General features: G+C 62.6%; 11 protein-coding genes and 1 pseudogene. 6 read left to right on the top strand and 6 right to left on the bottom strand.

Annotated elements, in window-relative coordinates:
- Window positions 1-27: 27 nt before the first annotated feature.
- The 3 genes from AC1A0G_RS09550 (at window position 28) to AC1A0G_RS09540 (ending at window position 5,075) form a co-directional block, all read left to right on the top strand.
- Window positions 28-2,031 carry a glycoside hydrolase family 127 protein gene (locus AC1A0G_RS09550; RefSeq protein WP_476529255.1) on the top strand — a complete coding sequence of 668 codons (2,004 nt, stop codon included), beginning with the start codon at window positions 28-30 and terminating at the stop codon, window positions 2,029-2,031.
- Between the two features lie 243 nt (window positions 2,032-2,274).
- Window positions 2,275-3,690 (top strand): MFS transporter, encoded by a 1,416-nt coding sequence (locus tag AC1A0G_RS09545; RefSeq protein WP_476529253.1) that lies wholly within the window; start codon window positions 2,275-2,277, stop codon window positions 3,688-3,690.
- Between the two features lie 338 nt (window positions 3,691-4,028).
- Window positions 4,029-5,075 carry a glycerophosphodiester phosphodiesterase family protein gene (locus AC1A0G_RS09540; protein WP_476529251.1) on the top strand — a complete coding sequence of 349 codons (1,047 nt, stop codon included), beginning with the start codon at window positions 4,029-4,031 and terminating at the stop codon, window positions 5,073-5,075.
- 703 nt (window positions 5,076-5,778) lie between these two features.
- Here AC1A0G_RS09540 and upp read toward each other — a convergent pair.
- On the bottom strand, window positions 5,779-6,420 hold the full coding sequence (gene upp / locus AC1A0G_RS09535) for a uracil phosphoribosyltransferase (protein WP_476529249.1): 642 nt from the start codon (window positions 6,418-6,420) through the stop codon (window positions 5,779-5,781).
- Window positions 6,421-6,591: 171 nt separating this feature from the next.
- Here upp and AC1A0G_RS09530 point away from each other — a divergent pair, with 171 nt between their 5' ends.
- Entirely contained in the window at window positions 6,592-8,616 is a 2,025-nt protein-coding gene (locus tag AC1A0G_RS09530; RefSeq protein ID WP_476529248.1) for a hypothetical protein, read from the top strand.
- A gap of 475 nt (window positions 8,617-9,091) precedes the next feature.
- On the opposite strand, the gene AC1A0G_RS09525 is transcribed toward AC1A0G_RS09530, so the two are convergent.
- From AC1A0G_RS09525 to AC1A0G_RS09505, 5 genes are all read right to left on the bottom strand, one after another.
- The gene (locus AC1A0G_RS09525) at window positions 9,092-13,174 is read right to left on the bottom strand and encodes a UvrD-helicase domain-containing protein (RefSeq protein ID WP_476529246.1); all 4,083 of its coding nucleotides are present in this window, start codon (window positions 13,172-13,174) and stop codon (window positions 9,092-9,094) included.
- A complete protein-coding gene (locus AC1A0G_RS09520; protein WP_476529244.1) occupies window positions 13,171-16,782 on the bottom strand; it encodes a PD-(D/E)XK nuclease family protein in 3,612 nt (1,203 codons plus the stop codon). The genes AC1A0G_RS09525 and AC1A0G_RS09520 overlap by 4 nt, the downstream gene beginning before the upstream one ends.
- A 249-nt stretch (window positions 16,783-17,031) precedes the next feature.
- Entirely contained in the window at window positions 17,032-17,409 is a 378-nt protein-coding gene (locus AC1A0G_RS09515) for a hypothetical protein (RefSeq protein ID WP_476529243.1), read from the bottom strand.
- 44 nt (window positions 17,410-17,453) lie between these two features.
- Window positions 17,454-17,993 carry a hypothetical protein gene (locus AC1A0G_RS09510; RefSeq protein ID WP_476529241.1) on the bottom strand — a complete coding sequence of 180 codons (540 nt, stop codon included), beginning with the start codon at window positions 17,991-17,993 and terminating at the stop codon, window positions 17,454-17,456.
- Window positions 17,974-18,786 carry a hypothetical protein gene (locus tag AC1A0G_RS09505; protein WP_476529239.1) on the bottom strand — a complete coding sequence of 271 codons (813 nt, stop codon included), beginning with the start codon at window positions 18,784-18,786 and terminating at the stop codon, window positions 17,974-17,976. The genes AC1A0G_RS09510 and AC1A0G_RS09505 overlap by 20 nt, the downstream gene beginning before the upstream one ends.
- Before the next feature lie 336 nt (window positions 18,787-19,122).
- Between AC1A0G_RS09505 and AC1A0G_RS09500 the strand changes: the two are divergent.
- Together AC1A0G_RS09500 and AC1A0G_RS09495 are read left to right on the top strand one after the other, a co-directional pair.
- Window positions 19,123-19,197 (top strand): annotated as a pseudogene (locus AC1A0G_RS09500) (zinc-ribbon domain-containing protein); the annotation flags it as partial.
- An 84-nt stretch (window positions 19,198-19,281) separates the two neighbouring features.
- On the top strand, window positions 19,282-21,354 hold the full coding sequence (locus tag AC1A0G_RS09495; protein ID WP_476529281.1) for a protein kinase family protein: 2,073 nt from the start codon (window positions 19,282-19,284) through the stop codon (window positions 21,352-21,354).
- The last annotated feature ends 243 nt before the right edge of the window (window positions 21,355-21,597 follow it).

Below are 21,597 nucleotides of genomic sequence, written 5' to 3'. Positions count from 1 at the left end.
GTACCTACAGTGTCGAAAGGACGCACCATGACTACGCAACATGTCACGGTCACTTCGCCGTTCTGGAAGCGGTATCGTGAGAACGTTGCCAAGGAAGTGATCCCCTACCAGTGGGCGGTCATCAACGACGAACAGAAGATCGACATCCCGCGCGACCCGTCCGGTGCCAAGCAGGATATCGACTACCACTACAGCCGCGCCGTGCGCAACCTGCGCATCGCCGCCGGCGACGAGAAGGGCGAGTTCAAGGGCTTCGTCTTCCAGGATTCCGACGTGTACAAGTGGCTTGAGGAAGCCGCGTACTCGCTCGCATACGAGCCGGACGACCAGCTCAAGGAACTGTGCGACAAGCTCGTCGACCTCATCGCCCGCGCCCAGCGCCCGGACGGCTACCTTGACACCCCGTACATCATCAAGTCGGGCGCGTTCGCCAAGCGCAACTGCTTCACCCAGATCCAGCAGAGCCACGAAATGTACGTGATGGGCCACTACATCGAGGCCGCCGTCGCGTACTACGAAGTCACCGGCAACGAGCAGGCGCTCGACGTCGCCAAGAAGATGGCCGACTGCCTCGACGCGAACTTCGGCGAGACCGACGGCAAGATCCCCGGCGCCGACGGTCATCCGGAGATCGAGCTCGCGCTCGCCCGCCTGTTCGAGGTCACCCACGAGGACAAGTACCTGAAGCTCGCGCAGTTCTTCATCGACGTGCGCGGCAAGGACCCGAGCTTCTACGACAAGCAGAACGAGAAGATCGGCGACGGCTCGACCGACATCTTCCCGCAGATGCGCGGCTGGACGCACGAGTACACGCAGACCGCCCGCCCGATCCGCCAGCAGCAAACCGCCGAAGGCCACGCCGTGCGCGTCGGCTACATGCTCACCGGCGTCGCCCACGTCGCCCGCCTGACCGGCGACAAGGAGCTCGAGGAGACCGCCAAGCGCCTGTGGCACAACATCGTCACCAAGCGCATGTACATCACCGGCGGCGTCGGCTCGACGCACGTCGGCGAGGCATTCACCTACGACTACGACCTGCCGAGCGACACCATGTACGGCGAGACCTGCGCGTCCGTCGCCATGAGCTTCCTCGCACGCCAGATGCTCGAACTCGAGACGCGCGGCGAATACGCCGACGTGCTTGAGAAGGAGCTGTTCAACGGCTCCATCGCCGGCATCGCGCTCGACGGCAAGCACTTCTACTACGTGAACGCGCTCGAGGCCGACCCGCAGGCCACCGAGCACAACCCCGACCGCTACCACGTGCTCATGCACCGCGCCGAATGGTTCGGCTGCGCGTGCTGCCCGGCCAATATTGCCCGTCTCATCGCGTCCGTGGACCGCTACCTGTACACCGTGCACGAGGATCGCCGCGAGATCATCGCCCACCAGTTCATCGCGAACGATGCCGAGTTTTTCGACGGCGTGAAGGTCTCGCAGAAGTCCAACTTCCCGTGGGACGGCCATATCGAGTTCACGGTGAGCGTGCCGGAAGGCGCGGAACCGGTGAAGTTCCTCGTGCGTATCCCGAGCTGGTCCGCATCCAAGCATGAGATGACCGTGAACGGCGAGGACGCGCGCCGCCTGCCGGTCGTCGACGGGTTCGTGACGGTCGCCGCGGCCGCCGGCGAGACGACGACCGTGACGCTCGACCTCGACATGGCCGTGAAGTTCATGCGCTCGAAGACGCTCGTGCGCCACGACATCGGCAAGATCGCCGTGATGCGCGGACCGATCGTGTTCTGCGCCGAGGAGACCGACAACACCGCGCCGCTGTGGAACTACCACATCGGCAGCCACGACGCCGACCGCGCGAAGGCCGAGTACCACTTCGGCGAGCTGGACGGCGTGGAGGTCATCACGATCCCGGCCACCAAGCGCACGCACGACGGCGACGACTTCCCGCTGTACGCGGACGTCGAGGAGCACCCGGTCGGGGAGAAGTCCTACGACCTCAAGCTCATCCCGTACTACGCGTGGGCCAACCGCGAGATCGGCCAGATGCAGGTCTGGTTCGATTCGGACTTCTGATCCCTTGCTCTCGGTCTCCTCGGCTGGGCATTGGGCCAGCCTCTGTCATTTCGACTGAGCGGAGCGGTTCCCACTCTGTCGTTTCGACCGAGCGAAGCGAGTGGAGAAATCTTACGCGAGCATATCGCATCGAAAGATCTCTCGACTGCGCTTCGCTCCGCTCGAGATGACAGTGAGGTGACTTCGCTCCGCTCGAGATGACAACGTAACAGTTTTTCACCAATCAACGAAGAAGGAACAACAATGAGTGCTGCAACTCAGGACGCTTCCGCAGTGAAGCTTTCCACGAAGGAGAAGATCGCCTACTCCTTCACCGACATGGCCGGCAACCTGCTGTACGTGACGATCTCGTCGTACATCATGTACTTCTACACCAACGTCTTCCACATCCCGGCCGCCGGCGCGCTGGGCGCGGCGACCATCCTGCTCGTCGCCCGCTTCGCCGACGCGATCTCCGCGATCGTGTGGGGCTCCATCGTCGACCACACCAACACCAAGTGGGGCCAGTCCCGCCCGTGGTTCCTGTGGCTGTGCGTGCCGTTCGCGGTCACCGTGTGGATCGCGTTCACCGCGCCGAGCCTGCCGGAAGGCGCGCCCAAGTTCGCGTACGCGCTGATCACCTACATCCTGGCCGCCGGCGCCGTCTACACCGGCATCCAGACCCCGATCACCGCCATCCTGCCGAACCTCACCTCCGACCCGACCGAGCGCAACAACGCCAACTCCTTCCGCATGGCCGGCGGCCAGATCGGCTCCTTCATCACCTCGTCCTTCACCATCCCGCTGGTCGGCGTCTTCGGCGCCATGGTCGGCGGCGGCGACAAGGCCGGCTTCATGATCGTCACCGCGATCTGGGGCGTCATCGCCATCGCGCTGCTCCTGTTCTCCTTCAAGAACCTCAACGAGCGCAACTACCACCCCGAACTCAACAAGCCGATCCCGCTGAAGGATTCCTTCAAGGCCGCCAAGGGCAACTGGCCGTGGATCATCCTCGTCGTCGCGTTCGTGATCTACTGGGTCGCCCAGTCCACCCGTAACGGCGTGTCCACCTACTACGCGCAGTACGTGCTCGACAACCGCAACCTGACCTCGCTGTTCAACGGCGTGCAGGTCCTCGGCCTGCTCGGCACCATCGCCATGCCGATCATCGCCAATAAGACCAAGAACAAGACCCTGACCATGATCATCGGCCTCGTCATCGGCGGCATCGGTCAGGCCCTCATGCCGCTCGCCGGCACCAACGTCCCGCTGCTCGTCATCTTCTGGACCATCGGCGTGTTCGGTGCGGCCATCGCCATCGGTATGCCGTTCGGCATGCTCGCCGACACCGTCGACTACGGCGAGTGGAAGACCGGCGTGCACGCGGCCGGCTTCCTGACCGCCGTCGGCTCCGCGTTCTGCATCCAGGTCGGCTCCGGCTTCGGCGCGTTCCTGCCGCTCGAGATCATGGGCGCGGCCGGCTACGACGCCAACAAGGAAGTCCAGTCGCAGTCCGCGCAGGACGCGATCAGCTTCTGCTTCATCTGGCTGCCAGTCATCGTCTACATCATCGTCGGCGTGATCATGTGCTTCTACCGCAAGTACGAGAAGATGGAGCCGCAGATCAAGGCCGAGCTGGCCGAGCGTCACGCGAAGGCGCTCGCCGAAGCCGGCGAGTGATCCCGCCCCGGCTGGTCGCTGTCGGTCGATCTGCCGGCTGATCGAAACAGCCGAATGCCGATAACTGAATAACCGATTCCGCGTGGAGCGTGACCCGGTGCGCGATTGGCCGGGGCGTCATCCGCGCGGAATCATTGTTTCAAACCGTCCGCAACAGTCGATCGCGACTCGTCAAGCGATTCTGCCGTGCGATGGTTCTCCGCAAAGCCGTGTGTATGTAGCGTTACGCCTCGCCGCATCCGCACGGCTTGCGTCGTTTGTGAGGCCGTTTGTGCCGGGGCAGAGTGTGGGCTAGGCTCGGAATGGAAATCCAAGCGGGTGGCCTAAGGGAGGAAACCATGGCATCCAATACGTTCCTCAAGCATCTTCTCGTCGGCGGCGCGGTGGCCGCCGGAGCCGCGGCGTGGGCGATCAAGCCGCGCTCGTTCACCGACAAGCAGCACAACTACGTGCCGTCCGTGCCGGACGTCTGGTATGCGCACCGCGGTCTGCACGACGCCGGTTCCGGCCTGACCCCGCAGTATGCGATCGAAAGCGGCGAATACGTGGCCCGCGCGCGTCGCATGGCCATGAAGGCCGGCTACGGCGACCCGTCCGTCACCACGTCGATCGCGCCGGAGAACTCGCTCGCCGCGTTCGCCGCCGCCGCGGAGGCCGGTTACGGCATCGAACTCGATTTGCAGCTGAGCGCGGACGGCCAGGTCATCGTCGTGCACGATCCCGATCTCAAGCGCGCGGCCGGCGATCCGCGCCGCGTGGCCGATCTGACGTACGACGAGCTGACCCGCATCCCGCTGTTCCCGAACGACGCGCCGGGCACCGCGGTCGCGTCCGAACTGCCCGGTGCCGACGACCCGGCGACCGTCACGACCCCCGCGAATCCGCCGGCCGGCTACTACCAGCACGTGCCGCTGTTCGAGGACGTGCTGCGCGTGGTCGACGGCCGCGTGCCGCTGATCGTGGAGTACAAGTTCGACGACAACGCCGCGTTCGGCGCGCGCGAGGAAGAGCTGATGGAGAAGGGCGACGCGCTGCTGCAGACGTACGACGGCGCGTATGTGATCGAGTCGTTCAACCCGCGGGCCGTGGAATGGTACAAGAACCACCGTCCGGAGGTGTGCCGCGGCCAGCTGTCGTGGCAGCCGAAGATCAACGGCGAAGGCGGTGTGCCGGAGTGGGCAGCCGGTCTGCTCGTGTTCGATTTCCTGTCGCGGCCCGATTTCGTGGCGTACGACTGGACGGGCGGCAACAGCCCGCAGGTGCGGTTGGCGCGTGCGATGGGCGCGACGGCCGTGTCGTGGACCGTGCGCAGCAGTGACGAGCTGGCCGAGTGCGACGGATGGTTCGACCGCCATATCTTCGAGGCGTTCGTGCCCGAGCGGTGACGTTGGGTTGGGCTGCGCGGCTGCGTGGGCGCGGCTTGGTCTCGATCGGAGGCTTTTGCGGGGCGGATTCCTGACGGCATAAGGGTTTCGCCCCGCTAGCGGGCGGCTCCGCGGGGCAGATCCGAGACAATATCAGGAAGTTGCCCCGCTGGGAGAGTCCTTGGCGGGGCAAACCCATGAAAGCATATGAATGTGCCCCGCTGTGGAATGGTCTCAGCGGGGCACATTCATGATGATCTGCGTATGTTGCCCCACTGGATGGCTACTTTGCGGGGCGGTTCCCTGAGAACATGTGGGTTCTGTCCCGCGGGAAATGGACCGGGCGGGGTAGAACGATGACGTCTTCGGGGTTTTGCCCCCGCTGGGATCACTCAGCGGGGGCAACTCCATGGCATCATACGCGAGTGGGGCTTTGCGGGGCGGTTCCCCCTATGGCGTATGGGCTTTGCCCTATTTGAGCAGCTCCCTGCGGGGCAGAACGAAGAAACCTTCCTGATGTTGCCCCCGCTAAGGATGCCTTAGCGGGGCGGTTCCCTGAGAACGTATGGGTTCCGCCCCGCGGGAATGGATCTGGCGGGGTAGGGTGGCGGCTCCGTCAGGAAGTTGCCCCGCTAAGGACGCTCTTAGCAGGGCAAACCCATGAAGGCATATGAATGTGCCCCGCCGAGACCATTCCCAGCGGGGCAAGTTGGAGAAGTCGCCGTCAGTCGACCACACCGTAGAGGCGGTCGCCGGCGTCGCCCAGACCCGGCACGATGTAGCACTTGTCGTTGAGCTTCTCGTCGACCGCGCACACGACGACCTTGAAGTCGATGGACGGGTCGATGTGTTCCTGCACGAACTGGATGCCTTCCGGCGCGGCGATGATGCACACCGCGGTGACGTCCTTGGCGCCGCGTTCGGCCAGATAGTGCGTGGCGGCGACGAGCGTGCCGCCAGTAGCGAGCATCGGGTCGATGAGGAAGCACTGGCGGCCGGTCAGGTCGTCGGGCAGGCGGTTCGCGTAGGTGATCTGCTGGGTCGGGTGTTCCTCGTCGCGCTTCATGCCGAGGAAACCGACTTCGGCGGACGGGATCATCTTGGTCATGCCGTCGAGCATGCCAAGGCCGGCGCGCAGCACGGGCACGATGATCGGGCGCGGCTCTGCGATGTGCTTGCCGACCATCGGAGCGACCGGCGTTTCGATCGGCTTGTCGACCACGTCGAGATTGCGGGTCGCTTCGTATGCCTCCAGCATGACGAGCTCGGAGACGAGCTCGCGGAAGGTGGCGGAGGAGGTGTTCTTGTCGCGCAGCACGGTGAGCTTGTGCTCGACCAGCGGATGGTTCAAAACAGTAAGTTCCATAAGACCTAAGCCTAGTCCATATTCGGTCCGCCGCGGTACGGTGCCGCGGGCCGCGTCGGACGACTGGTCCGACCGGCGGCGCGTATTCCGGCAAGATGCCTGATGCTCGCGCCAATTGTCCGGTTGTTCCTATCAGAGACGTTGCCGCCACACGACAGGAAGGAGCGGGCCATGCGCATGAAGAAGGATCTTGCCAACGAGTACACGTACCGGTTCCATTGGGATGAGGCCAGGTTCGTCTACCGCGTCACCTGCGAGGAGCTGCCAGAGCTGCCCGCGGCGGAATCGCGGGATTCAGACAAGGCGCTGGGCCGGATGAAACAGTCCGTGTGTACGAAACCGGGCAGGTTGCCGGAGCCGTTGTATCCCGGCCGCGGAGCGGAATTGACGGCCACATCGCAGGCCGGCGCGCGCAATGCGTGCCTGAGTCGCATGAACTGGGAGACGATTGATGCGATGTCGCCGTTGTCCGCTGACGACCGACGGCTGTTGAATCACCGGCTGCGCTGGGATGATGTCGATTTTGACGGTCACACGACCGCCGACCTGTATCGGATGGACTACGACGCCTACCGGGCGCTCGAAGCGATGCTGATTGGCTTGGCTGCAACCAGCCGCGATCACGATCAAGACAACGGAGACGCACGTCAAGCCGCAAAATACGACGCAAGACGGCATGATCTGGAACGTGAGTTCACCGCGCTCGACCGGCATGATCGAGACGCGGTGGTCGGCGCATTGACCGGCTGGCTGCGTGAATACGCTGCGGATTCGCGCCTGTTGTACGAGCATGAACCGCATCTGGAACCGGGCATGAGCGGCGAGGAACGCATGCGCGTCATCACCGGCAAGCCGTCGCTGCCGGTCCTGCGCGACCTGTTCGCGGTAAGCTGGCGCTCGAATATCAAACTCGTCAAAGCCCTGCAGCGCCACTGGCCGTGGGCTGCGGATCTCGAGCAGATGCCGGCGGGATGGAAAGTCCGGTTCGGCGCCGAACTGCTTGACGACATGCAGACCGTGATCGGCCTTGGCCTGACCGGGTTCAAACTCGATCAGGTCAAGGAGAAATACGGCGGTCTGCGCGTGTATTTCGACGACGAGGAGTGGGATGCGATGGCGCGCGAGGAACGGTCGGCGGAGTGGCTGGATCTGGCCAAACTGATGCGCTCGCTGATCGCCATGTACGAGAGCCTGTCGACGTGTACGTGCGTCGATTGCGGCGCGCAGGACGACATCCGCCGCCCGCGCACGGGATGGATTCTCCCGTTATGCGAGCGGTGCCATCTCAGCCGTCTCGTCAATGACGGCCATGCGAAGATGCTTGCCGCTACGCAGGCCTTCGACGATTGGGCGGACATGATCGGCCAGCAGGATGACGTGCCGCTGGCCGATTGGGTGCGTGGCAATGTTCGTGGCTGCGACGATCCGAGACTGGCGGGTCTGCATATTCACCAGTTGATACGACTGCGGGATGCCGAAAGCGGTGTCGCGGCGGGGAATGACGATCGCCGTGCGACCGGAAGCGTTGCCGTGCCGATATCGCCCGCAGCGGCTGATATCGCGATACTGAATCGTGCGACGACAGACCGCTCGCCGGCGGTCAGCGAGAAGAAGGAGACGACTATGACCGATGATCATCGCGTCGATCACGCATGGAAACCGCGCGCTGATTGGCGGACTCGCGCGGAACAATACCCGTTGCTCGCGCAGGTGATGGAGAACCAGTTGGTGCCGGATCGCGTGATTCGGCGCATCGTCGACCATCCGCTGTTCGAGCAGGCGGAATCGCATTTCCGCACGCCGATGGAGGGCAACGGACAGTACGATCATGGCGATCATCTGGACGATTTCCGTTACGAATTGTCGCCGGCGTGGATGATCGCACTGAGCGACCGGTTCGGAGGCCGGTACCTGTCTCCCAATCAGCGCATGCAGCTGTTGGCCGGCGCGGATGCCGGCGCGTGGGAGGGCGTGTTCGCCGCTGCCGCGAAGCGTTACGTGTCCCCGCATATCAGCGGCGGCACCAAGATGTTCGGCTGCAACCAGGAGTACGCGTATCTGCTGCGTGCGGCCGCCCGATTGCTCGACTGCGGCGGGCCGGAACTGTTGCAGGGGTTCCTGGCGATGTTCCGTCTCGCGCCCGCCGCGGGATGCCAGATGAGCATCGGCCGGAGCAGCTGCGAACTGATGTGGTGATGGGACGGCGCTTTAGCGGGAATGAGGGTGGTGGAGTGTGTCACCCCCTCAGTCAGCTGTGCTGACAGCTCCCCCTTCAGGGGGAGCAAAGACACGACTTAGGTGGGGTGTGGTTTGTCTTGGGCTGTTTGGCCCCTTTAGGGGGAGCAAAGACACGACGCCTATGCATGAACTAGGATAGGGGGCACAACAGCATATCGCGATATCGGTCATCTGTTTCGCGGTGGCGATCACGACTGTTTTCATAGACGGTTACGAACATTTGCTCCCCTGAAGGGGGTGTCTGCGATGCCGCTAGCAGTGACGGAAAAGCGCAAGATTTGCTCCCCCTGAAGGGGGAGCCGTCATGGAAAACAGCTCGGAAGACAGCTTCAACCAGATTTGCTCCCCCTGAAGGGGGAGCTGTCAGCGCAGCTGACTGAGGGGGGTGAAATACCCGTCACCTCGAATCCTCCCGCAACACCAGAACGATTGCCTACCTCGCCACGTCGATGAACCGCTGCCCGGCCAAACCGACCAGCCAGCGCTGTATGACCGCGTAACCGGGGTAAAGCCGTTCCAGCGCCTTGGCGTACAGGGCCTGCTGCCCGACATAGTCGTCGTGAAGCCGCCGCTCCCAGTGCGCGAGGTCATCACGCTCCTCGTCCCACACCGCGTCGGTTTTGTAATCGAACAACACGATGCTGCGCGTCTCGTCGTCGACATAGTAGCCGTCGATCACGCCGCGCACGACGATTCCGGCATCCGCCGACGCCTCGCCGTCCCTCGCGGAACCGAACTCGCCGGAACCATGCGCCCCGTTCGGATCCGCGATCCTGCGCAACTCGCGATCATCGAGCAGCAGCGAGAACGGAGCCTCGCGGAACAGCCGTCCGCGATGGGATCGGATGCCCGCCGGCAGCGACGTCCCTACGTCGTCCGCCCCATCGTCGCCCGGGCACACGAACCACATCATTCCGTCGAACAGCGGCCCCTGCTCGATCTGGCGCGCGGCCGCAGCGGAGATGATCTGCGTCATCTCAAGACGATGGATCACCTTGCGCAGCTGCTCGGCGCACGCGGCCGCATCCGGCGGCGTCGACCAGTCGAACTGCTCGAGCACGTTGTGCACGCCGGTGCCGATCTCGGCCGGGGACGGGCCGTGCCCGGCGTCCGTGAGGAAGTCCGGCAACGGGTAGGAGGAGAACCGCCACGAGCGCTCGTCCGCATTGTCCTGTACGCCGGCTTCGCCCGAAACCGCCGACGGATCCGCGTCATCATCGTCGTCCAGCTCGGGCGGTGCCGTCAGCTCGGCCCAGGAACGGATGCCGGACGCGTTGATCGTGACCGGTATGCGCTCGCGATCCGGAACCCGCTGATCGACGGATACGAACGCGGCCGCGGACGGCCGTTGCGCTGCGACTGCACTGGCTTCGGCGTGATCCGCGCCATCTGATTGCTTCGCTATAGCAGAATAATCAAACGTCCAAGAGATGAGTCGTGACGTCGCGTTGCCGGCGAAACTATCCGCGTCCAGACCGTCGGGAACCGGCATAACCGCATTCAGCAACCCGTCCGGCGTGCCGTCCGACTGCACGGCGCGATACCCGAATCCGTCTTCCGTCACGGTGTGCTTGCTGCCCGCCCATAGTGCGCTGACGATCCAATTCAGATACCGCTCGGATCCGGTGATGCTGTCATATTCCACGGTTCCGTCGTCGCGTACGGACGTCGGCAGCATGTTCTGCAACGCGGTTTCGGGGTCCTGGTTGAACACGCCGGCGATGATGAGCTTGCGCTCCGGCCGCGTCAACGCCACGTACAGCAGTCGCAACTGCTCCTCGATGGATTGCCTGTACACCATCTTGGCGATCTGCTTGCGCTGGAACGTCTCCAACCTGACCTGCGCGTGCCCGTCGAGTAGATTGCATGCCGCGATGCCGTGATTCGGATCGCCTGGTTTGGGAATGGTCACGTATTGCGGTACGTTTTGCTCGTTATAGACCTTCGAAGTTGAATCCGCGAGTATCACGACCTTCCACTGCAGACCCTTGGCCTGATGAATGGAGGTGATGTGCACCGCGTCCCTGGTGGGCTGGGTGGAGGCCTCCTCATTGACTTCCTTATCGTCGTTTTGCGCCCACTGATCCACGGCGTCCAAAAACGCGTGCACCCCGCGCTCGCCGGTGTTTTCGAAGGTGCGGGCCTTGGCGCACAGTTGGGTCAGGTTGGCCTGACGCTGCTTGCCGTCGGGCAGTTGGCCGCAATAGTCGTACCATCCGGTTTCCGTATAGATGTGCCACAGCAGTTCGTCGATCGGATGGGTGGCCGCATAGTCGCGGAAGTTCTCGAGCGACTCGAGGAACGCGGTCATTTGCTGCACGGTCGATTCATCCAGCGCGGTCGACGGTGCGGTGTCGCTGCCGTCGCCCTTTCCGGATGGACTGGACGCATCGGCTTGCCGTGCGATCCGCCGCAGGATGTCGTAGAAGCATCCCCGGCCGGACAGTCGCATGATGGCCAGTGCGTTGTCGGTGATGCCGAACGCGCGCAGCAGGGCGACCAACGGCACGTCCCGATGCGGATTGTCGATCGCGCGCAGCCAGTCCAACGCGATCAGGATCTCCGGTTTCTTGTAGTAGTCGCCCACGCCGCCGATCTCGACGGGAACATCGTCGGCGATTAGCGCATCGTAGAGTTCCGTGAACAGTTTCGAGCTGCGTTCCAGTATCGCGATATCGCCGTACTGGTATCCCTCCTCGTCATGCAGACGGTGGATGCGGCGCACGATCATATCGACCTGCTGCTGGTTGTTGCTGCTGCGTGACAGTTGCACGTTGCTCGGCTCGGTGATCGGATCGTCATCGCTGCCGTCATCGTCGTCCGGAAGCTGGCGTATGAGCAGTTCCACGGCGGCGGCATCGTACTGTTGCGGCACTGCGTTGAGCTGGAAACGATCCTGCAGATAATCCGCGCCGCCCATATCTTCGTGCATCAGATGATCGAATACCGTGTTGGCGAAGATGAGGATCTCCGGCACCGAACGGAAGTTGCGCACCAGCGTGGACTGATGTTCCTGCGTCACTTCCCGGCTTTTCTTGCGGAACTCTTCGGGCTGTGCGTACCGGAATCCGTAGATGCTCTGCTTGACGTCGCCGACCATCGTCACCTTCGCCGCGTCGCGGCCGATCAGATCGATGAACTCGTTCTGCAACGCGTTGTTGTCCTGGCATTCGTCCACGTAGATGTATTGCCATTGCTCGTTGGCGCGACGCAGCACGTCGGGCATACGCAGTGCCTGAATGGCCAGATGCGCGATGTCGGAGAAGTCCTGCAACGCCAGCCGCTGCTTCTCGGTGTCATAACGGTCCGCGAACGCTTCGGTCGCACGCACCAGCATATCGATGCGTCGCTCGGCAACGGCACTGAGCGCATCCGTGCTGTCGGCGGGCAGCGCGAACAGTTCGCGCAGTGCCGTGGCATGTTTGACCACCATCTGCAGCGTTCCCATCGCGGTTTTGTTACCGTCCGTGCCTTTGCCGATGGTCGGGAACACGTCCTGCACCACGGCTTCCCACTGGGGATTGAGACTGGAATATAGGCCTCCGCCCGGCTTGGCTTTGATCTGGTCCACGGCATCGTCGACGCGGGCGAGGCATGAGATGACATCGTCCCACGAGCCGGTGTCGTATGCCGCGTAGACATCATCCAGCGCGGCGAACACATTGCGGAACGCGGCGCAGTCATGCAACAGCCGCATGCCGTCACGGCCATCGTCCGCCAATCCGGCCAGCATCGTCGCGGCGGACTGCCGCAACTGCTCCAGTTCGATGTGCTGCTGGTCGACATAGTCGTCGACCAGCCAGCTGATGCCACGCGCAGGTCGTTTGCCGGCGAATCGCGCCCGGTACGGTTCGGACAATGTGGACAGCCATTCCAATCCGTTCGGCTTGGTCTGTGCCTGATCGTACAAGCGCAGGATCTCCGTGGCCAACGTGTCGTCGCGGTCCGCTCCGCCCGTATTGTCCAGCAGGTCGAGGAATGCATCATGCTCGGGCGACGCGGGATCGTACCATTGGGCGAACAGCTCGGTGACCATCCGCCTCCGCAGTCCGTCGCGAATGGCTTCGTCCGTCAGAATCTGGTATCCGGGATCGATATCGAGCGCATCGGCATTGCGGTCCACGATGTGTTTGTTGAGCGCGTCGATCGTGCTGATCTGCGAGGTCGGCAGCTCGTTGACCGCCTTCGCGAAAACGCGTTCGGCCTGCTCCGGATGTTGCCGGATCGCGTTCGTCAGAGCGCCGTGCTCGCCGCCGATGTAATGTTCGGTATCCTGCGGATCGTCTCCAGCCATAAGCGATTGCGCATAATCGACCGCGAACTCGAGATTGCGGTTCAGTTTGGCGCGCAGTTCCGTTGCGGCGGCGACCGTGAACGTGATGATCAGCGATTCGCGGATGGATGCGTTCGCGTCGTGACTGCTTCGCGCCAGCAGATCGGACATGACATCTTCCAGCAGTCGTGTGGTTTTGCCGGTGCCGGCCGATGCACTGATGAAATACCGGTTGTCGTTCACTGTGCTTCCTCCTGAATGCCATACGCGTATGCAAGTTGCCCGTTGTGGGCTGCCGCAATCAGCTGATCCAGCGTCTTCGGACGTTCGTATCGCCATGCCGTGCCGTCCAGCAGGTCAAGCGCCATCACATCCGGGTAATCGCTGTAGGTCATGCCGTCGTGGGCGTTGCTGTTGGTGCTGTCGTCGTCGTTGAGCGTGCGATACGGTGCGACCGGCATCATGCCGTCGAGCATGTTCTCGCAAGCCTGCTCGATCATGCGTCGCGCATACTCCTGCAATGCGGTCAGATCGTCGTAGCTGAGTACGGGTTGGGGTGTGTTCGCCCTGGTATTGCGCGGTTTCCACGGTTCGATGAGACATCCCGCGGTGGCGAGACCGAGCTTGCCTTCTTTCGGCAAGTGCAGTCCGGCGTGTGCGAGCATTCCCATCGCTGCATTGCCGGCGTCGGCCGGAAGCGGCCGTAGCTCGGTGAATACCGCTTTCGTTGCTTCTCGTTTGATCGGCAGGAACATCATGCCGGCGATCTCGTGCAGCGTTTCCCCGGAACATGCCGCCGCCAGCGCATATGTCAAGAGTTGCAGCCGGTGGCCGTAATAGACACCGGTGCCGTACAACACTTTGTCTCCGGAGCCTTTCGAGTCGAACAGCACACGCGGCGACGACTTGTAGTCGAGTATCAGCGAGCCGAGATGATCTCCACGACTGATCTCGTCGACACGATCGACTTTGCCTCGGATACGCAGCGTCACCGGGACCGGGCCGGTCGGCGCGTGACCGGTGATCGTGGACTCCAGCGCTCGCCAATCGGCTTGCTGACCGCGGATATCGCCGAACTGTTTCTCCGCAAACAGCGGCCGGTCGTCGGTCTGTACCAGCGGCTGCTTGGACTTGCGTTTGCTGCCCTTCTTCGTGGTCTCGCTTGCGGCGCTCGCATCGGCGAGCTGAAGATCGTTGCGCCAGGAATCGATCGAGTTGTCCAGCGCGCGCAGGAAGAGACGCAGCGCGTTCTTGAGCTGATCGTGCACGGCGATCATGCGATGGTCGGATGCGAGGATCGCGAATTTGGCGTTCTCCTGCAGCAGACTTGTTGCGGGCAGCGCAGAGCCCGGGATCGGTTCCGGAACGAAATCCAGCTGAGCGAACAGATCGATGAGTTCGCTGTCCGTTTTCAGTACGTCGCCGTTGCGGTACACGCTCGGGATGCTGCTCAGATCGTCGTCGTTACGCTGTGCCTGTTGTGCCGCGATCTTGACGTCGAGCAGCCGCTCCAGCACCGCATGATAGAAACTGCCTCTGGTGGCCGGATCGAACTGGAACGGTTCGACCGGCTGGAGGTTCAGGCCGCGATTGAGAAACACCTCGAACGGATTGCCGTAGAACGCTTCGGCGGCCGAGACGGACATTGACAGCACGCGGGGCGAGGAATCGTCGCCGGCATCTGCCGGCTTAGTGAACAGCTCGAGCATGATGCCCCGATCCAGCGGCCCCGCTGGCATATCCTGCAATGGCACGGCGTGCGAACCGTCCGCGTCCATCAGGCTCAGGTCATCGATGGTCTGCCACCGTGTCTTTTGCCTCGTGCCGTTGGCGGTGTTCGTTGTGCCGGCAGGCAGCTTCGGCAAAACCCGTGCCACGAACGGCGACAATGCCTGCGAGGTGTTGGCGCATACGCGCGGGCACAGGAATGTCACATGCCCGGCATAGCGAACCACGCGGTTGAACGCGAGGATTTCGCGTCGTGCCGCGCTCTGCAGGCTGAGAGTGCGCAAGGCTGCGGCCTCGACCGTCTTGCCGCATGCGTCGAGCGCCGAAGCGAGCCGTTGCCGTTCCGCATCATCCAGCAGACCGGATTCATGCGGCACCGCGGGAAGCGCCGACTCGGTGGCGCCGAGCACGAACACATACCGATACGGGCGCATCGCAGTCGGGAACGCCACCACGTCGACGGCGTTCGTGGCCCTCGGCTTGCCGTGCATCGGCTGTTCGCGCAGCATGGTTTCCAGGTTGGAGACGAATGTCGGACGGAAATCAGCGAACGGCTCATCCGAGAACCTGGAGACCAGCGAATCGAACGCGCCCATGACGATATGCCAGATCAGACGAGACTGCTCGAACAGACGCTCGCGTTGCTGCCGATATCGTTCGCTCTGCGGGTGTTGCGCGCTTGCCGACGACGAGTTCGACAAGACCAGTCGATTCACGCCGATTCGCACCAGGAAACGGGTGATGTCGCTCAGCGCATCACGCACGTTTCGATGGTCGGAGACTGCGCCGGCGTCTACACCGTCGGGCGCGAATACCGGTCGGGCTTCTTCGATGAACTCGCGCATGCGACGGATCGTATCGACCGTGGCATCATCGATGTCGACGGCTTGCGAGGGCCGTGTTTCCGGCAGCCATACCGCGATCGGATCGTTCGTATACAGCGCATCGGCCACGCGATCCACGTCACGCTCCGCGCAATAGAAACGGCCATGCAGCAGCCCGGACCGGAATACGCGCAGCAGCGTGGTCGTGTCGGGGACAGTCGCATACAGGCGTTCGTCCAACAGTCCGAGCAGCAGATCCGCCATCGGCTGGTCGGCCATCGTCGCGGTCGGCGTGGCGTTCGCCGGAATGGACCGGTAGGCGAACTCCGTTTCCAATGCGGCCTGGTAGGGGCTCAGATCGCGGGACGTGACCAGAACATCACCGTAGGAGAAGGAACGACCGTTCTGTTCGGCTTCGTTCCGCAGCGAAGCGATTGCGGCGGCCACGCGGCGGACCTCATCGATCTCGTCGGTCGCATAATGCGCATCCGCGCTCGCGGGAACGTGCACGTCGGGCAGCGAGGTCTCGATCGAAACCGCTGACGCTGCCGTGCCGTCTTCGACGGAGGACTGTTCAAGCACCTGCAGGAAACTGGGTCTGTCGGAGCAATCCACGCTCAGCGTGCAATGCGTATGCTGCGCCATCGCAACCGACGAACGCAGCTCGTCGGGCGTCATCTGCTCGAATCCGTACAGGTACGTGTGCAGTCGGTCGCCGTGGTCCTCGGCCCACGGGGCGATTACGCTTGCGTTGGCTCCCGGCATCGTGAAGTCGCCGAACTCGTCCTCGACCAGTGCGAGTAGTTTCGCCAACGCGAGCATACGATCGTCGGGATCGGGCATGCCGGTGATGTCGTGTGGCCGGATGCCGGCGTTGAGCAGTTCCGTCACCTGTGCGGCGAACTGGTTCGCGGAACCGAACGTTTCGCCGGCGGTGCGGAACGTCTGCGGATCGTGACGCATGCGTGCCGCCAGGAACGCGCGCAGCGTGAACGGACTCACCACCGGTTTCGCATACCGGCCGTCGTACCGGTTGCCGATCACCGAACGGGCCATGCTCGTGAACGAATGCACTTCGAGCGTCACGCCCGGTAGACTCGTGGGATGCGAGCCCAGATGTTCCAGCACTCGGCGCTCCACGTAAGGGCGCAGTCGTGCCGGCGTGACCAGAATGAACCGTTCTCCGGCCTGATCGTCGGCCTCATCCGCGCCGGATGCGGCCATATTGGCCGTGGCTCGCGTGATCAGTGCATCCAGCGCATCATCGTCGCCGGTGGTTTCCAGTATGTCCAAGACCATGAGGCCCCCTTGCGCCATATCCCTTACTCTTGCCAATCTACACTCTCTGCGCTGCGAAATCCCGCCGACTCGCAGTGCGGCTGCGCATCCGCACATCACCGCCGGACTTCTGCCGACAATCGCTAGTACTTTGTCGGACTTAAACTGATGTGTGCTTATTCTCGGCTCCCTCGGCTGAGGGAGCTGTCCGCGAAGCGGACTGAGGGAGCGTCAAGCCCACCGTATTAAATCCGACAAAACACCAAGCAATCATGCAACAAAGTCGGCCGGGTCCACGCCGATCAAACTGAAGTCCAGCTCGTCAAGCGGCGTATCCTCCATCGAATCGAGATAATCCTCCTCGTAGAACCACGGTCGCGCCACGAATTCCAGCCCGCTCATCAGCTGTGGGTCGCCGGCGCTGTCGTAGGCGAGCATGTGGTTGAGCCGAGCCAGACGGGTGATGTCCTCGAGGTCGCCCTGCCAGGTCGCGTTATCCGCATCCGGCTCCCACGCGGTGTCGGTGCCGTCCCAATCCGCGTCGAACAGCCACGCCTTGTCGCGCGTGCGGCGGATCGCGTATTCGATTCCAACGGCCTTCGCCCCGCGGCGCAGTCCCTGCGTTTCCGGCTTAATCATGATGGTCATGTGTGCTCCTTTCTCTTCTGCCGTTTGCTGCTGGTGCGTTCGGCTTACTGCAGGGAGGCGATCGGGCCCCATTCCTGGATGGTGTAGCGGGGCGGCAGCTCGCCGCGCAGCATGTAGCGCTTCATCTCCATCACCGGCGTGCGGCGGGCCATCGTGTCGCACAGGTAGCCGAGGTTCAGCGCGAAGTGGCGCGGGCAGTAGTAGTACGTCTCCAGCGTCGGCTCCGTGTCGCCCGGATCTGACGAATACGCCTTGATGTAGTACTCCGGCGTCTCCTGGCAGTTCTCGCGTTCGGCCGCCTTCGGGTCGCGCAGGTCCGCGAAGTCCTCGTCGGATTCGATGCCGTTGTACGCGTATACGCATCGCGGCTTGTCGTCGCCGTCGTCTTCGTCTTCGAGCGGAGGAAGTCCGGTGTCGTCGTCCTTGAACTGTTCGATCAGATCGTCGAAGTAGACGACGGACGGCAGCGTCGCGGTGCTCACGGTCGCGTTGACGTTGTGCCGGCGCACGAGCGTGGTCAGCAGTTGCGCGGTATCGGCTCGCATGATGAGGTCGAGCATGATGTCATTGGTTGTCGCGGTCATATTCCTGGGTCCTTTCCTTGAGTTCCTTGATCGCTTCACGCCAGTTGGCGAATTCCTCGGTGTCTCGTTTGGCGATCTGCTCGCCGAGTTCGCGGCTCCACCGTGCGATGTCGTCACGCAGTTCCTGCTCGCTGTACGTGCCTTCGGTTTCGTAGCGCTCGTTGCCGTTGTGGCTGCGGTATTTGCTGCGGGAGGCCATTGGCAGCACGCGGATCGTCATCATGTCGCCTTGGCCGACGATGAATTCGGCTCTCATGCCGACCGCGATCGGGATGACGATTCCGGTGGTGTGCTCGATGATCGCGTACACGTCCGGTTCGGCTTCCCCGACATTGTCGGTGAGCATGTTGCCGCGCATCGCCGTGTCGTAGTCGAGCACGTCCCACAGCCGATCGACGTGTGTGACGACGGGGGAGTCGGGCATGTCCGCGAACGCGGGGCGGAAACTGACCTTCATCAGCGGCGTGAGCTGGCGTGTGTTCAGCCGGTAGCGCAGATACGGGATGTGGATCTGCTGACGTTTGGGATAGTATTCGTTGACGATGCGGCTGCCGGTCGCATCGGTGACCGTGCAGTGTTCGATCCACTTGCCAGTCCAGTTGCCGTTCTTGTCCCGTTTCGGCTGGCGGAAGAACGCGGCGGAGAACTGCAACGGGGTTTCCGCGGTGCGCTTTTCCATGAACTTGACCAGCCAGTCCACGCGAGAGTTGGGGTAGGGGATGCTGAAATGCGCGGCAAAACGATGCTCGCCGGTCGGGATGGAACTGAAGTAGCGGTTGCCTGACACGTCCATGATGTGCTTCCTTTCTGCGTGTTGACGTTGACCGATATTGATGGATACCGGACAACGGCGTGATGCTCTGCCGTGATCGGCTGTTCCGATCGCCTCTGCCTGTCTCAACCGGACAAGGTTCTGCCGGCTGCTTGTGGATGCTCGACATGCTTGCAATAGCAACGATTCCTCGGCGCGTCGCGCGATTGTCCGGTTCATTCGGATAGAGATGCGATCAGGTTGAACACCGTCCATGCGTGAACGAGACGGTGTATCGGCCCGGTCGATCTGATAGAACGGTTGACAGGCCGGCCAAGAACCGGTTTGTCAGCGAAGACGAGAACAGAGAAAGGAAGCATGGCCATGAAAATCTGCGCCCAATGTGGAGCAAGCAATGATGATGGCTCACGATTCTGTACCAGCTGTGGTCGTCCGCTGGAAGTGCCTGGCCCGACCGTGCCGGCTCGGTCAATCCCTGACCAGACACGGTCTCCCGCGGCGATTCCGCTGGAGCGGGTGGCTGATGATGACGAGGCGTCCGACGCGTCGGTCTCGTCGGCCGGTGCTGTGTCGAAACGCAAGCCGCCGGTCGTGATGATCGTCTCCATCGTTGCGGCTTTTATTGCGGTGGCGGTGTGCGTGGCCACGTTCGTCACGTACAAGATGGAGCTGTGGGGCCCGCAGACCGTACCGACGGTCGAGGCGTCCAATGCGGACGATGTGGCCAAGCAGCTGACCGACAAGGGCTTCATCGTCAAAAAGAAGCAGCAGTACAGCGCGATCCGCAAGGGCGGCTACATCGGCATGGAAGGCGCGAAGTCCGGCGAACGCATCGACAAGGGCAGCCAGGTCACGGTGCTTGAATCGCTCGGCCCCGGCGTGCCCAAGGGGACGGTCGGTTCCACCGCCAAGCAGGCCGAGTCCGCGCTCAAGGATATGGGCGTGAAGGTTACCGAACATGAGGTCGTCTCCGAGAATCCTGGTAAGGTGTCCGTCACCATGCCGGCCGACGGCCAGCCCGTCACCGACACGGATGAGGGTATTCACATCGGTGTGGGCGTCGAAGGTGACGGCGTGCCCGTGGAGATCGCCGGCATGGATAAGGACCAGGCCGAAAGCGAACTGACGGGCAAGGGTTATACGGTCACGCTCGAGCCGCGGTTCAGCAGCAGGCAGTATCTCGGCAAGATCGTGGGCGCGAATCCCGGCATCGGTGTCAAGACCGATGCGACCGATGTCACGCTGTATTACGGCGTCGACGCGAGCGGTCGGTACGACGTGCTGTCCGGAGTTAAGGGCTACGACGGGAACGATTCCAAGGATGTGCTGCGCACTGATCGTTTGGCTGGACGATATTGCACTGAGGATGGTGACTGCGTCACCATGAGCACGGACGAATCGCAGCAGAGTGACACCACCTACTACGTGAGCGGCGAATGGAACAAGACTGACAGCCTGAATCTGTGTGGCGTTGCCCAGAATGTGAACGGGTGCACCCCCACTAATCAGATCGATGCCAAGGACGCACAGTCGTCCACGTTGAAGAACAACCTGATCTCCGGCGATACCGGAGCATTTGAGTTGTTTAAGGGACTCGGCACCGCATACTGCGGAGACGATCTCGCCCCGACCGGCCCCGGCTACATCTACTGCGACAACGGCCACCTCGCCAAGGGTGACGGTACGCAGCGCAGCAGCGGCCTGATCTATAAAGCCACGGATTTCTTCGTGTACATGCCGGTCGACGCGGACCTGTCCGCGATCGAATCGAGCGGCTACTTCACGAACACGTCCGACTACCAGCCAGACAAGGATCGCCCGTACGTCATCAAGCGCGACAATTCCGACTACAAGCCGGTGGCCATCGACAGCAAGGCGACCGGTCCGCAGTACAACCCGTACATTCCGTTCTCCGACAGCAAGATGGTCAAGTTCAAGGAGGCTCCGAACAAGAAGAACGTCTACTATCTGGTCGAAACCCCGATCGACTGGAGCCTGATCGACGGTACCGTTTCCTCCGACGGTACGGTCGACAGCGATGCCGATGACGATGTTCATTCCTACGGCGGTTCGTCCGGTGCGGACTCCAAGTCCGACGCCACGTGGAAGGAACTCGCCGGAACGTACATGTTCTCGTCCGGCGCCGGCGCATGGGATACGACGCTGTGGCTGAAGGACGACGGCACGTTCACGGGCTACTACCACGACGACAACTTGGGCGACATCGGCGACGATTACCCCAAGGGCACGCGGGACGAGGCGAAGTTCTCGGGTCGGTTCAAGTCGGTGACCAAGTATGGTAACGGCTCCTACGACTTGGTCTGCGTTTCGGACTCGCTCACGGTGGAAGGCACCAAGGGAGACGAGCGCATCGAAAACGGCAAGCGATACACCACCGGCGACGCGTACGGCATGACCCCTTGCGGCACGTTCACCGTGTATCCCAAGGGCTACGCCGCGTCCAAGATCGGCGAGGATATCCGCAATCAGGCCATCGGCGGCGGCTACGACTCGAAGTTCATCAGCGCTCCCGCCGCGATCCTGGTCAACGACTCCACCCAGGAGGCCTTCTACCAGCAGAGGCAGTAACCTGCGATCGTTCGCGCGTTCAACCAGTTCGGCCCTGTTACCGTTGCGCCGCGCCTTCGTGGCGTGCGCATTGCAGCAACAGGGCCCTTTTATAGGCAGTGGGCCATATAGAGCGGTATCCGCACGCGCTCGCCGTCGGCCTCCATACACGAAATCGACGGTATACGGACCCCTGTTTTTACACGAAATCGGCGGTATAGACATTGCCGAAACTACACGAAATCGACGGTATGAACCGCGCAT

Source organism: Bifidobacterium sp. LH_230, from assembly GCF_056357555.1.
This window is presented reverse-complemented; position numbering and strand designations above follow the sequence as displayed.

What these genes read in the sequence shown, in the direction of transcription:
- AC1A0G_RS09540 (WP_476529251.1), top strand. Translation starts at nt 4,029, where the DNA reads ATGGCATCCAATACGTTCCTCAAGCATCTTCTCGTCGGCGGCGCGGTG.
- AC1A0G_RS09505 (WP_476529239.1), bottom strand. Translation starts at nt 18,786, where the DNA reads ATGGACGTGTCAGGCAACCGCTACTTCAGTTCCATCCCGACCGGCGAG.
- AC1A0G_RS09520 (WP_476529244.1), bottom strand. Translation starts at nt 16,782, where the DNA reads ATGGTCTTGGACATACTGGAAACCACCGGCGACGATGATGCGCTGGAT.
- AC1A0G_RS09515 (WP_476529243.1), bottom strand. Translation starts at nt 17,409, where the DNA reads ATGACCATCATGATTAAGCCGGAAACGCAGGGACTGCGCCGCGGGGCG.
- AC1A0G_RS09510 (WP_476529241.1), bottom strand. Translation starts at nt 17,993, where the DNA reads ATGACCGCGACAACCAATGACATCATGCTCGACCTCATCATGCGAGCC.
- AC1A0G_RS09530 (WP_476529248.1), top strand. Translation starts at nt 6,592, where the DNA reads ATGCGCATGAAGAAGGATCTTGCCAACGAGTACACGTACCGGTTCCAT.
- upp (WP_476529249.1), bottom strand. Translation starts at nt 6,420, where the DNA reads ATGGAACTTACTGTTTTGAACCATCCGCTGGTCGAGCACAAGCTCACC.
- AC1A0G_RS09545 (WP_476529253.1), top strand. Translation starts at nt 2,275, where the DNA reads ATGAGTGCTGCAACTCAGGACGCTTCCGCAGTGAAGCTTTCCACGAAG.
- AC1A0G_RS09550 (WP_476529255.1), top strand. Translation starts at nt 28, where the DNA reads ATGACTACGCAACATGTCACGGTCACTTCGCCGTTCTGGAAGCGGTAT.